The organism is Sphingomonas faeni, from assembly GCF_030817315.1.
In the GTDB taxonomy this organism is placed as follows: domain Bacteria; phylum Pseudomonadota; class Alphaproteobacteria; order Sphingomonadales; family Sphingomonadaceae; genus Sphingomonas; species Sphingomonas faeni_C.
Window position 1 is genome coordinate 3,629,096 of the sequence record NZ_JAUSZF010000001.1, and the last position, 13,334, is coordinate 3,642,429.

The 13,334-nt window shown below is 66.5% G+C and carries 10 protein-coding genes and 1 pseudogene; all 11 read left to right on the top strand.

The window, feature by feature from the left end; genetic code table 11:
* The first annotated feature begins 94 nt into the window (after positions 1–94).
* The 11 genes and pseudogenes from QFZ54_RS16825 to QFZ54_RS16875 all read left to right on the top strand — a co-directional run bounded on the left by QFZ54_RS16825 (position 95) and on the right by QFZ54_RS16875 (position 13,299).
* Complete coding sequence (locus QFZ54_RS16825; RefSeq protein ID WP_307088986.1) at positions 95–976, top strand: carboxylesterase family protein; 882 nt, start codon at positions 95–97, stop codon at positions 974–976.
* Complete coding sequence (locus QFZ54_RS16830) at positions 966–1,757, top strand: carboxylesterase family protein (protein ID WP_307088987.1); 792 nt, start codon at positions 966–968, stop codon at positions 1,755–1,757. The genes QFZ54_RS16825 and QFZ54_RS16830 overlap by 11 nt, the downstream gene beginning before the upstream one ends.
* A gap of 35 nt (positions 1,758–1,792) precedes the next feature.
* Positions 1,793–2,713, top strand: a complete 921-nt coding sequence (locus QFZ54_RS16835; protein WP_307088989.1) for an alpha/beta hydrolase — start codon at positions 1,793–1,795, stop codon at positions 2,711–2,713.
* A 22-nt stretch (positions 2,714–2,735) separates the two neighbouring features.
* Entirely contained in the window at positions 2,736–3,437 is a 702-nt protein-coding gene (locus tag QFZ54_RS16840; RefSeq protein ID WP_307088990.1) for an acetylxylan esterase, read from the top strand.
* A 13-nt stretch (positions 3,438–3,450) separates the two neighbouring features.
* Complete coding sequence (locus tag QFZ54_RS16845; protein ID WP_307088992.1) at positions 3,451–4,902, top strand: family 43 glycosylhydrolase; 1,452 nt, start codon at positions 3,451–3,453, stop codon at positions 4,900–4,902.
* Between the two features lie 187 nt (positions 4,903–5,089).
* The gene (locus QFZ54_RS16850; RefSeq protein ID WP_307089520.1) at positions 5,090–6,628 is read left to right on the top strand and encodes an alpha-N-arabinofuranosidase; all 1,539 of its coding nucleotides are present in this window, start codon (positions 5,090–5,092) and stop codon (positions 6,626–6,628) included.
* 34 nt (positions 6,629–6,662) lie between these two features.
* Positions 6,663–8,714, top strand: a pseudogene (locus QFZ54_RS16855) (glycoside hydrolase family 95 protein); the annotation flags it as partial.
* Positions 8,715–8,726: 12 nt separating this feature from the next.
* Entirely contained in the window at positions 8,727–8,984 is a 258-nt protein-coding gene (locus QFZ54_RS20505; RefSeq protein ID WP_373458610.1) for a glycoside hydrolase family 95-like protein, read from the top strand.
* A complete protein-coding gene (locus tag QFZ54_RS16865) occupies positions 8,981–10,645 on the top strand; it encodes a GH39 family glycosyl hydrolase (protein WP_307088998.1) in 1,665 nt (554 codons plus the stop codon). The genes QFZ54_RS20505 and QFZ54_RS16865 overlap by 4 nt, the downstream gene beginning before the upstream one ends.
* A 69-nt stretch (positions 10,646–10,714) precedes the next feature.
* Positions 10,715–11,737, top strand: coding sequence for an alpha/beta hydrolase (locus tag QFZ54_RS16870; protein WP_373458611.1), 1,023 nt, complete (start codon positions 10,715–10,717; stop codon positions 11,735–11,737).
* Positions 11,734–13,299, top strand: a complete 1,566-nt coding sequence (locus QFZ54_RS16875; RefSeq protein ID WP_307089001.1) for a glycoside hydrolase family 43 protein — start codon at positions 11,734–11,736, stop codon at positions 13,297–13,299. The genes QFZ54_RS16870 and QFZ54_RS16875 overlap by 4 nt, the downstream gene beginning before the upstream one ends.
* The last annotated feature ends 35 nt before the right edge of the window (positions 13,300–13,334 follow it).

Below are 13,334 nucleotides of genomic sequence, written 5' to 3' on the forward strand. Positions count from 1 at the left end.
CGTAATACTCATACAAGGACGCAAAGGGCACTCGATGAATCCGGTTTCGGAACGTCGGAGAACAGCCTGCACGCAGTCCGATAGGGAGAAGAGGATGACCGGGCCAACCGTCGATCGTCGTCGTGCGATGCTTGCATCCATCGCCACCGGAGCGGGGCTGATGCTGCCCGCGATCGGTAGCGCGCGTGCTGCTCCTGCGTCATCCGCATCGCGCACCGGCATCGGGACTTGTTCCACGCCGCAATCGGCGATCGCGCGCACGCAATACGGGCCGGTTCGCGGCTATGTCTCGGACGGCGTCTACACGTTCAAAGGCGTTCCCTACGGTGCGGATACCGGCGGCGAGAATCGCTGGCTGCCGGCCAAGCCGCCGCAGCGCTGGACCGAAACGCGCGACACGCTCTCCTATGGCGCGAATTGCCCGCAGACGCTCCACGATTTCAGTGCGGTCGAGCATACGTTCCTCCAGCAATGGACCGACGGGTTCATTGGCGAGGACATGCTCAAGCTGAACGTCTGGACGCCGTCGCTGTCCGGCAAGCGGCCGGTGATGGTGTATTTCCACGGCGGCGGGTTCGCGTTCGGATCGTCGTACGAACTCGCTTCGCACGACGGCGCGCAGATGGCGCGGCATCACGACGTGGTGCAGGTGTCGATCAACCACCGGCTGAACGTGCTGGGGTTCCTCGACCTGACCGAGGTCGGCGGCGCGGCGTATGACGAGTCGGTCAACGTCAGCATGACCGATTGCGTCGCGGCGTTGCGCTGGGTGCATGAGAACATCGCGCGGTTCGGCGGCGATCCCGACACGGTGATGATCTACGGCCAGTCGGGCGGCGGATCGAAGGTGACGACGTTGCTGGGCATGGCGACCGGCAAGGGCCTGATCCACCGCGCGGCGGTGCAGTCGGGGTGGCGGTGGCTCGCTGCCGACCGCCGAACAGTCGCGCGATTTCTCGCGGCGCGTGCTGCGTGAACTGAACATCGGGCCGAAGGATATCGGCGCACTCCAGCGGATCGCGTGGAAGCCGCTGTTCGAGGCAGGCAACAAGGTCGCGACCGAGATCAACGGTCCGCGCGGGCCGATGGGCCCTTCGCTGACGCCGCGCGTGGGCTGGAACCCGACGCTCGACGGCAAGGTGATCGACGTCGGCTCGTACTCGGACGTCGCGCCCGACGTATCGCGCGACGTGCCGGTGATGATCGGCAACGTCAGTGAAGAGGGCATGCGCTGGGGCTATAACCCGAGCGAGACGCAGTGGCGGACCGATCTCACCACGCAGATCGGTGGCGACAAGGCGGGGCGGCTGATTGCGGCAATGAAACAGGCGCACCCTGAAAAGGCGGTGCGGACGTTGGCGTACGGCGTGCAGGGGCTGCAGAACCGCAACCGCGTGCAGGACATGGTGCGGCTGAAACATGCGCAGCACGGCGCGCCGGTGTACCAATATCTGTTCCAGTGGCAGTCGCCGCAATTGGGTGGCGTGGCCGGCGCGTGGCACACCGCCGACCTCGCCTTCTGCTTCGACAACACCGCGCTCTGCGATCAGGGCACGGGCAATACGCCCGAAGCGCAGCGCGTCGCGCAGACCATGTCGACCGCGTGGGCGAACTTCGCGCGGACCGGTAATCCAAGCCAGTCGGGGCTGAGCTGGACGCCGACCGATCCGCAGCGCTGCCAGACGATGGTCTTCGATACGACGAGCCGCATGGTCGACGATCCCGAGGGCGCAGCGCGTCGTATCCTGCTGTCGTGAGCGTTGGTTTGACGGACAACAAGGGGGAGAAGGCGATGCGTTGGTCGATCGGGTTTGGGTTATTTGCGAGCGCGCTGGCGTTGGCGACGCCTGCGTTCGCACAGGACGCTCGGATGACCGCCACAGCGTCTCCAGCCGAGCCAACCGCGATCCCGCTCAACACGGGTGGTGTGAAGGGGCAGGTCGCGCCCGAGGCGTGGTTCAATCAGTACGGCGTCGCGATGACGCGCAACGTCACGACCGCGACGCTGACGCCGTTCCTCCCCGATCCGGCCAAAGCAACGGGGGCGGCGGTGATCGTCGCGCCGGGTGGCGGCTTCCTGATGCTGTCGATGGAGAATGAGGGCTGGCGCGTGGCGAAGGCGCTCGCCGACCGGGGCATCGCCGCGTTCGTGCTGAAATATCGGCTGAAGCCTACGCCGGCGGACATGGGCGGGTTCGAGCGGTCGGTCACGGCGATGTTCGCCGGTGCCGCGCAGCCGCAGCGACGGATGAGGCCGGACGAGGCAATCGCGGGGCTCGGCGACCAGATCGCCGATGCGCGGGCTGCGGTCGCTTTGGTGAGGGCGCGCGCGACCGAGTGGAAGGTTGACCCCGCCCGTGTCGGGATGATCGGTTTTTCGGCGGGCGCTATGACGACGATGGCGACCGCGCTGGCTGCGCCCGACACGCATCTGGCCTTCATCGCGCCGATCTATGGATCGATGGAAGCGGTGAAAGTGCCGGCCGCCGCGCCGCCGCTGTTCGCGGTGCTCGCCGCCGACGATCCGCTGTTCGCGAACAAGGGATTCGGCCTGATCGAGTCCTGGCAGAAGGCCGGGAAGCCGGTCGAGTTCCACCTTTACCAGGCGGGCGGCCACGGCTTTGGCCTCGGCAAGAAGGGCACGACCAGCACCGGCTGGTTCGAGGATTTCATGCACTGGCTCGATGCGAACGACATGCTCGTGCGGCGATGAATAGGATGCAGGGGAGACGGGTATGACGCGCTTCACGAGGGTTAGGGCGATCGGGTTGGTGCTTGGGGCGCTGGCCGGAATTTCGTCCGGCGCGAACGGACAGGATGCGGCGACGGCGCCGGGTCTCGCGCCGTATTTCAAGCCGGTGACGCAAGGGGCTACCACGCCAGACAGTGACGGGTTCCTGCGCCGCTGGCTGTTGCTCGAGCCGATCGACAAGCCCAACCGCAGCAATACGGGCTTCACCGCCACGTATGTCCGGCAGGCTCTGACCACGCAGTATTTCCCCGGCCAGTTCACCGCGATCCCGCGCGACGGGCAGGTGGTGAAAGCAACTCAACCGCTACGCTGGCACGCGCTCGATTCAGGCGCGCTCAATGTCAAGCTGTTCAGCTTCGCCAAGGGCCTCGGCAAGCCGACTTATGGCGTGATCTTCTGGGCGGTGACGATCGTCGACAGCCCGCGCGAAATGCGTGACGTGCGGCTGGCGGTCGGGTCGAATTCGGCGTCGATCTGGTGGCTGAACGGCAAGGAGACGGCCGGGCTGTTCAACGATCGCCGCATGGTGATGGACGACGTGCTGTCGGACCGCGTGACCCTGCGCAAGGGCCGCAACGTCTTGCGCGGTGCAGTGATCAACGGTCCCGGCCTGAGCGATTTCTGTGTGCGCTTCGTCGACGAGGGTGGCCGACCGATCACCGATCTCAAGACCGATGTCCGCTAGCATGGAGACCCTCATGACGCGTATTGCCGCCGCCACTCTCGGGCTGTCCGTGTTTCTTGCTGCCGGAGCGTCGCCCGCCGTCGCGCAGTTGCAGGGCGAGACGTTCATCCACGACCCGTCGACGGTCACCGAGTCCGACGGCAAATATTACACGTTCGGCACGCGCGGCGGCGGGCTTGTTTCCGACGACGGCTGGACTTGGCGGAGCGGGCCGGAGCGTCCCGGCGGCGGTGTCGCGCCCGACGTCATCAAGATCGGCGAACGCTATTACGTCGCCTATGCGGTCGGTGGCGGCGGGATGTCCGGCGGGCATGCGAGCCAGGTCAAGATCATGTGGACGCTGTCGCTAGATCCGAAATCGCCGCGGTTCAAATATCACGACGTCGGCGTGGTCGCGTCGAGCGACGGGGTGGAGACGGTCGACGCGATCGACCCTGCATTCCTGTACGTCGATGGCCGTCTGTGGCTGACTTACGGCACCTATTTCGGGCCGATCCGCATCATCGAACTCGATCCAAAGACGGGCTTGCGGGTCGCGGGCAACCAGCCGGTCGATGTCGCGATCGACATGGAAGCCACCGCGATGATGCACCGCGACGGCTGGTATTACCTGCTCGGCACGCACGGGACCTGCTGCGACGGCCCCAATTCGACCTACCATATCCGCGTCGGCCGATCGCGCAGCCCGCTCGGGCCGTATGTCGATCACATGGGGACGCCGCTGCTCCGGGGCGGTGGCAAGCTGGTCGTGAGCGCCCGCGGCCGCAACATCGGCCCCGGTCATTTCGGGCTGATCGAGCTGGATGGCGGCGTCGAGAAATTCTCGATGCACTATGAGGCGGACATGGATCGCAGCGGCCGCAGCGTGCTGGGGATCGAACCGCTCCGCTGGACCGACGGCTGGCCGGTCGCGGGCGAGAACGTCGTCCCCGGCACCTATGAAGTCGCCTCCGAACGCAGCGGCTATGCGCTCGGCCTCGCGACCGATGTCGTAAGGATCGCGTTCGACCCCCGCCGCAGCTTCATGGCCAAGCCGACCGACCCGGTCAGCCCGATCCCCGACCAGACATTGGCACAGGATTCGGCGGGCTGGCCGCAGGGCCGCATCCTCGTCGATCTTGCCGACTATATGAACCGGCCACACCAATTGTGGACGATCGCGCCTGCGGCCGGGGCCGGCGGGTATTTCGGTGCGCCCTATTACACGATCATGATCGCTGGGACGACGCGGGTGCTTGCGGCGACCGGGCAGGGCGAGGTCGAGACCGTGCCCGCATTAACGGGCGCGACCGAGCAATTGTGGCGGATCGATCAGCTGACCGACGGTACCTATCGGATCATGCCGAAGTCCGTACCGGGTGGGCGTGCAGGTCTGGCGCTGGTCGCGATCGGCGCCAGCACGCCGACGCTAGCCAAGTTCGATCCGGCCAGCCCCGCCGGACGCTGGACCTTCAAGCGACCGTAGTCGATCTCGGCCGACGTTGACGCCGGCCGAGATTGAACTACTCCTACAAGTATCGAAAAGATGGGGCTGCCTCATGGTGGCCGAAAGGGAGAGTATGGACCTGTTCACGCAACGCACTTCACAGTCGGGTTCCGGCCAGACGCGCGGCCTCAAGCGCGCGCTCGCGGCGCTGACGTTCGCGCCGCTGATGCTGGCGGGTGCTGGCTTCGCGACGCCGGCCGTTGCGCAGGATACGGCGGCACCGACCGTGACCGCGACGTTGCAGGCGGACAAGCCGGGTCCGGTCGTCCACCGCGACGTGTTCGGGCAGTTCGCCGAGCATCTCGGACACGGCATCTATGGCGGGATCTGGGTCGGCAAGAATTCGCGCATTCCCAATGACGGCGGCTATCGCCGTGACGTTCTGGACGCGCTGAAGGCGATCAACGTGCCGATGGTGCGCTGGCCCGGTGGGTGCTTCGCGGACGAATATCATTGGAGGGACGGTATCGGCGCGACCAAGAGCCGCCCGACCAAGGTCAACACCAACTGGGGCGGCGTCAACGAGGATAACAGCTTCGGCACGCATGAATATTTCGGGCTGATGGACCGTCTCGGCGCGAGCACCTACGTCTCCGCCAACGTCGGCAGTGCACCGCCCGCCGAGACCGCGCAATGGGTCGAGTACATGACCGCGGCGAAGGGCACGACCGTGCTGGCGAAGGAACGCGAGCGCAACGGCCATGCCGCGCCGTGGAAGATCCAGTATCTCGGCATCGGCAACGAGCTATGGGGCTGTGGCGGCAACATGCGCGCCGAATATGCCGCCGACCTGACCAACCGTTATGCGCAGTTCGCCAAGTCCGCGAACGGCACGATGCTGAAGATCGCCAGCGGCCCGAGCGACTCGAACTACGAGTGGACCGAGGCGATGATGCGGATCGCGGGCAAGAATATCGATGGGCTTGCGCTGCACTACTATACGCGGCCGCGCGACAAGGACTGGAAGGACAAGGGCGCGGCGATCGGCTTCCCGGAGCGCGAATGGGCGAGCACCATGTCGCACACGCTGGAGATGGAGGAGTTCATCACCAAGCATTCGGCGATCATGGACAAATACGACCCCGCCAAGCGCGTGATGCTCGCGGTCGACGAATGGGGCACGTGGTACGATCCGACCCCGGGCAGCAATCCAGGTTTTCTGGAGCAGCAGAATTCGTTGCGCGATGCGGTTGTCGCGGGGCTCAACCTCAATATCTTCGCGCACCATGCAGACCGGGTGAAGATGGCGGCGATCGCGCAGATGGTGAACGTGTTGCAGGCGATGCTGCTCACCGACGGCGCGCGGATGGTGAAGACGCCGACCTACTGGGTGTTCGACCTCTACAAGCCGTGGCAGGGCGCGACGTCGTTGCCGATCCAGGTGACCTCGCCCTGGTATCACAAGGACGAGGTGGCGGTGCCTGCGGTCAGTGCGTCCGCGGTGCGCGACACGGCGGGGCAGGTGCATGTCGCGCTCGTCAACCTCGATCCGAACCGCGCGATGCCGGTGTCGGTATCGCTCGCCGGATTGCAGGCGACGCAGGCGAGCGGACGGATCATCACCGGTACGGCGATGGACGCGCATAACAGCTTCGACGCGCCGGACACGGTCGTGCCGCAGCCGTTCACGGGCGCGCAGGTGACGGGTGGTAATCTGACGCTCACGGTGCCGGCTAAGTCCGTTCTGGTGCTCGACCTGCGCTGATCGGGCGATGACCGTCGAACCCACGCGGCGCGACATGCTGGAAGGGGCAGCGGCGGTCGCCGTCGCTGCCCTTGCCGGGTCTGCGACGGGACAGGCGTGGGCGGCGGCACCGGCGGATGGTCCTCGGCTCTGGTATCGGCAGCCGGCGGTTGCCTGGACGGAGGCGTTACCGGTCGGCAATGGCCGGCTCGGCGCGATGGTGTTCGGTGGGACCGCGAGCGAGCGGTTGCAACTGAATGAGGATACCTTGTGGACGGGCGGGCCGTATGATCCGGTCAACCCGGCAGCGCACGCGGCACTGCCCGAGGTCCGGCGGTTGATTGACGCGGGCAAGTTTGCGGAGGCGCAGGCGCTGGCGAACGCGCAGGTCATGGGACTGCCCAAGACGCAGATGGCGTATCAGCCGGTTGGCGACCTGCTGCTGGAGATGCCCGGCGTGTCGGGTGCCGTCGGCGACTATGTCCGGCAGCTCGATCTTGACGCGGCGGTTGCGACCACCAGTTTCACGATGGGCGGCACGCGGTTTCGTCGCGACGTGTTCGCGTCGCCGGGGGATCAGGTGATCGCGGTGCATTTGGTCGGCGATCGGCCGTTCGACCTGCTGGTGGGGCTCCAATCCCCGCAGATTGGCGCCATCGTCTCGATCGACGGTGCGACGGTGACGCTGGCCGGACATAATGGCGAGCGGGCGGGAATTGCGGGACAGCTGCGCTTTGCGGCGCGGGCGCGGGTCTCGACGGTGGGCGGTGTCGTCTCGAATGATGGAAGCCGGGTTCGCGTTACGGGGGCACGCGCGATCACTGTGTTGGTGGCGATGGCGACCAGCTATCGCCGGTTCGACGACGTGAGCGGCAACCCGGAAGCCGCGACGCTTGCCACGCTTGATCGTGCCAGCCGGCGCGGCATCGATCGTATCCGTGCCGAGACGAGCGCCGCGCACCGCGCGCTGTTCCGTCGGGTCACGCTCGATCTCGGGCGTACGGCGGCGGCCGACAAGCCTACCGACGAGCGGGTACGTGCCAATCGCGCTGGTGACGATCCCGCTTTGGCGACGCTGTATTTCGATTACGGCCGGTATCTGCTGATCGCGTCGTCGCGGCCGGGTACGCAGCCCGCGAACCTTCAGGGCATCTGGAACGACGCGATCAAGCCGCCGTGGGAATCCAAATACACGGTCAACATCAATACCGAGATGAATTACTGGCCGGCGGAGGTAACGGCGCTGGCCGAGTGCACCACGCCGCTGGTGCAGATGGTGCGCGAACTGGCGGAAACGGGGACGCGGACCGCGCGGAAAATGTACGGTGCGCGCGGGTGGGTGTGTCATCACAACACCGATCTGTGGCGCGCGACGGCGCCGATCGACGGGGCGCAATAGGGGCTGTGGCCTACCGGCGGCGCGTGGTTGTGCACGCATTTGTGGGATCGCTACGATTACGGGCGCGACCTCGCCTATCTGCGGTCAGTCTATCCGCTGATGCGCGGGGCGGCGTTGTTCTTTCTCGACACGCTCCAGACCGATCCGGCGACCGGTGCGCTGGTGACCAACCCGTCGCTGTCGCCCGAGAACATCCATCCGGCGGGCGCATCGATCTGCGCGGGGCCGGCAATGGACATGCAGATCCTGCGCGATCTGTTCGATCAGGTCGGGCAGGCGGCGGCTTTGCTGAGGATCGATGCGCCGTTTGCAGCGGAGGTGGCGGCGGCGCGTGCTCGGCTCGCACCCGATCACGTGGGCGCTCAGGGTCAGCTTCAGGAGTGGCAAAGCGACTGGGACGCGGCTGCGCCCGAGCCGCATCACCGCCACGTTTCGCATTTGTATGGGCTGTTCCCGAGCGACCAGATCGATCTCGACCGGACGCCCGCACTGGCGCAGGCGGCGCGGCGTTCGCTCGAACTGCGCGGCGACGAATCCACCGGCTGGGCGACCGCTTGGCGTGCGAACCTGTGGGCGCGGCTGCGCGACGGCGACCACGCGCACCGTATAATCGCCTTCCTGCTGGGGCCCGAGCGGACCTATCCCAATCTGTTCGACGCGCATCCGCCGTTCCAGATCGATGGCAATTTCGGCGGTACGCGCGCTATCGCCGAGATGCTGATGCAGAGCCGGGGCGATGAGATCCTGCTGTTGCCGGCACTGCCGAGAGCATGGCCTGCGGGGTCGGTCACCGGGCTGCGCGCGCGGGGTAGGTGTTCGGTCGATCTGCGCTGGCAAGGCGGCGAACTGGTCGAGGCGGTGGTCCGTGGCGAGATATCGGGGCGTCGCGTGATCCGGCTGGGTACGCGGCGCGTCGAGATCGATCTGGTGCCGGGCAAGATCGTCCGTCTTAGCGGAGAAGGAATGGTGCGGACATGACGCGACGTGCGATGATGGCCACGGCGGCTATGGCGCTCCTGATTGCGGGATCATCAGGCGCGGCTCCGCCCGATCCCACGGCGGCTCGGATCGTGCATGTCACCGTGGACGCCGCGCGCGTCACCACGCCGTTGCCGCCGATCTGGCGCTTCTTCGGTGCGGACGAGCCCAATTACGCGACCTTGTCGGAGGGGCGGCGGCTGCTCGTCGAACTGGGGCGGTTGCGGCCCGACAACGTATATTTCCGCGCGCATAACCTGCTCACCACCGGCGACGGCACGCCTGATTTCAAATGGGGCAGTACGAACGCCTATACCGAGCGCGACGGCCAGCCGGTGTACGACTGGACGATCGTCGACCGGATCATCGACACGTATCGCGCGGCCGGCATCCACCCGTATCTCGAGATCGGCTTCATGCCCGAGGCGCTGAGCGCCGCGCCTAATGGGACGCCGTATCGCCTGCCCTGGGCACCGGGGGTGGACGACAAGGGAAAGACTGCCGGTTGGACCTATCCGCCACGTGATCAGCGCCGGTGGGCGGACCTCGTCTATCGCTGGACGCAGCATAATGTGGAGCGATACGGCCGTGCCGAGGTGGAGCGCTGGTATTTCCAGACCTGGAACGAACCGAACCTCAGCTTCTACTGGAGCGCGGGTCCCGAGGAATTCTACCGGCTGCACGACGTCACGGTCGACGCGATCCGCCGCGCCTTGCCGACGGCGCGGGTCGGCGGCCCGGATCTTGCCGGGTCCGGAGGCAGCTTCATGGACGGGTTCCTGAAGCACGTCGTGACCGGCACGAATTACGCGACCGGTCGCACCGGTACGCCGACCGACTTCCTGTCGTTTCATGCCAAGGGTCAGCCTGTGCTGGTCGACGGTCATGTCCGCATGGGGATCGCCAACCAGTTGCGCACCGCCGATGAGGCGTTCGGCAAGTTCGCGGCGGTACCCGCGCTCGCCGGCAAGCCGGTGGTGATCGGCGAGAATGATCCGGAAGGGTGCGCGGCATGTCCGGGGCCCGCCAATGCGTATCGCAACGGGCCGCTGTACGCGAGCTACACCGCCGCCAGCTATGCGCGGCTGTGGGAACTGGCGCAGCGGCGCGGGACCCGGCTGGAGGGCGCGCTGTCCTGGTCGTACACCTTCGTCGGCCAGCCCTGGTTCGCTGGGTATCGCCAGCTCGCCACCAACGGTGTCGATCTTGCCGTGATGAACGTGTTTCGGCTGTTCGCGCGGCTAGGTTCCGACAGCGTTGCGGCGAGCAGTGATGGCCAGATACCGCTCGATGCGGTGCTGCGCGACGGTGTGCGCGGACCGGCCGACGTGGGCGTGATCGCGACGCGGGGTGCCGACCAGCGGGCCCAAGTGCTGCTGTGGAATTACCACGACGACGATGTGCCGGGCCCCGACGCGCGGATCGACCTTCGCGTTTCCGGGGTAGCGCCCGCTGCTGCCGGGCGAATGTGGCGCGTCGATCCTGCGCACGCCAACGCATTCGGCGCTTGGCAGGCGATGGGCTCTCCAGCCAAGCCGACTGTCGCGCAGATCGCGGCGCTCAAGCGTGCGTCGATGCTGGTGCCCCAAGACGTGCGCCTGAAAGACGGCAGGCTCAACCTGTCCTTGCCGCGCCAAGGCGTCGCGCTGGTCGAGTTCTAGGTGCGGGTGAACACGCAAAAGGGGATGTCCGTGAACAGAGTTTTCGTCGCACTCGGCACCGCGTTGGCGATGCTATCGACCGGCCCCGCTTCGGCGCAGGTCAAGACGCCGGGACCGCCGCCCGTCGCGGGTGCGCGGCCGGTGACGATCGAGCGCATTACCGTCCACTCGCCCGCGATCGAGGGTAATCTTGAAGGTGACAGCCCGGATCGCGCGGTACTGGTGGTCCTGCCACCGAGCTATCGCGCCAATCCGAAGCGGCGCTATCCGGTAGTCTATGCGCTGCACGGCTATTCGATCGGCGTCGAACAGTGGATCGGCGAGATCCACGTGCCGCAGACGATCGAGGGCGCGTTCGCCAAGGGTGCTCGCGAGATGATCGTGGTGCTGCCCGACAGCAAGACCGCGCATAACGGGTCCTTCTATTCGAGTTCGGTGACGGTCGGCGATTTCGAGACGTTCGTCGCGCGCGATCTCGTCGGCTATGTCGACGGCCATTACCGGACGATCGCGGACCGTCGCAGCCGCGGGCTCGCGGGGCATTCGATGGGCGGTTACGGCACGGCGCGGATCGGCATGAAGCATCCCGAAACGTTCGGCGCGCTCTACATGATGAGCCCGTGTTGCCTCTCGACCCGCGCGCTCGGCACGCCGGATGCGGCGACCGAGGCGGCGATCCGCGCGCTGCGCTCGCCGGCGGACAGCGCGACCTTGTCGTGGGGGCAGCGCGCGCAACTCGCGACGGCGGCGGCGTGGTCGCCCAACCCGAAGGCACCGCCGCTGTATCTCGATCTGCCGGTCAAGGACGGCGTGCCGCAGCCCGACGTGCTGGCGCGCTGGGCCGCCAATGCGCCGCTGGCGATGCTCGACCAATATGTCGGCAATCTGCGGCGTTATGCGGCGATCGGGATCGACGTCGGTGATCGGGACGGGCTGAAGGACGATGCCGGCAAGCTCCACGCGGCACTTGATAGCTACGGCATCGCCAACAGCTTCGAGGTGTATCCGGGCGATCATACCAGCGGCGTCGCAGGGCGCGTGCAGGACAAGATGATGCCGTTCTTCTCGCGCGCCTTGGCGTCCGGCAAATGAGGCTCGCGTTGGCGGTCGCGCTGGAGTTGATGGCGACGGTAGCATCGGCGCAGGTGTGGCGGTCGGACCGGGGCGACGGGACTTTTCGCAATCCGGTACTGTTCGCGGATTATCCTGACCCCGACATCATCCGCGTCGGCAGCGACTATTATTTCGCGACGACGACGTTCGCGAATACGCCCGGGATTACGATCCTGCACAGCCGCGATCTGGTGAACTGGACGCTTGCCTCGCATCTCGTCGATCGGCTGGAGGGCAAGCCCGAATATGATCTGAAGGGCGGCAACGCGTACCGGCACGGGCTCTACGCCTCATCCTTACGCTACCACGCGGGCACCTATTATCTCGCCAATACGCCGGTCGGACAGAAGACGCGGATCTGGTACGCGAAGGACGTGCGCGGGCCGTGGCGCTTTCACGAACTGGAGCGCGAGGCGTTCGATCCGGGGCTGTTCATCGAACCGGACGGGCGCGCGTATCTGACGACCGCGAGTACCGCGGACGGCACGATCACGCTGCTGACGCTGGACAAGGATCTGGCGCACGTCACCGCGTCGCAGAAAGTGCATTACATCAAGGGCGCGGAAGGGTCGAAGATCATCCGGCGCGGTGCGTATTATTACATGTTCAACGCGCTGCCGCCGCGGCTTGCGCTCAGCGTGTCGCGGTCGCGCAGCCTGTTCGGGCCGTGGGAAACGCGCGACCAGATCGACGACAAGACCGGGGGGCATCAGGGTGCGCTGGTCGACCTGCCCGATGGCCGCTGGTTCGGTTTCGTGATGGAGGATAGCGGCGCGATCGGGCGGATGACGAACCTCAGCCCGGTGTTCTGGCAGGATGACTGGCCTGTATGGGGCATGCGCGAGGCGCCCGGTCGCGTGCCGCGGCGTGCGGCCAAGCCGATCCCCGGCGGCGCCTTTACGGAGCCAGCGACGTCGGATGATTTCGGCAAGCGGACGCTCGGATTGCAGTGGCAGTGGAACCACAATCCGGAGCCTTCGCGCTGGTCGCTGACCGAGCGACCGGGGTGGTTGCGGTTGAAACCGACGGTCGCGACCGGCTTCTGGAGCGCGCGCAACACGCTGGTGCAGAAGGGACAGGGGCCGGCGAGCCGGGGCGAGGTGAAGCTCGACATTCGCCACCTGGCGGCGGGGGATCGTTGCGGGTTCGGGACGTTTGGGCAGTTCAGCGGGAATATCACGGTGCAGGGCGCGCCGGGTGGCAAGGCAACGCTGGCGATGGAGGTGACCGAAGATACGGTCGATGGTGCGCGGACGGAGGTTCGCGCCACTGCGCCGCTCGCGAAGGCTGATGCGCTGTGGTTACGGACCGATATGGACTTCACGACGGATCTTGCGCGGGTGGCGTATAGTGTGGACGGGCGGCGCTGGACCGGGCTCGGGGGCGAATTCCCGCTGGCGTTCGCTTGGCGGACGGGGACGTTTCAGGGTGAGCAACTCGCGCTGTTTTGCTACGCGCCGACAGAGAGCCGGGGGTGGCTGGATATCGACCGGTTTACGCTGTCGGCCTTGCCGCCGGCCAAGCCAGAACGGGTGCGTTAGCGTCGTTTTCAAACCTTTCCGTTCGTGCTGAGCGT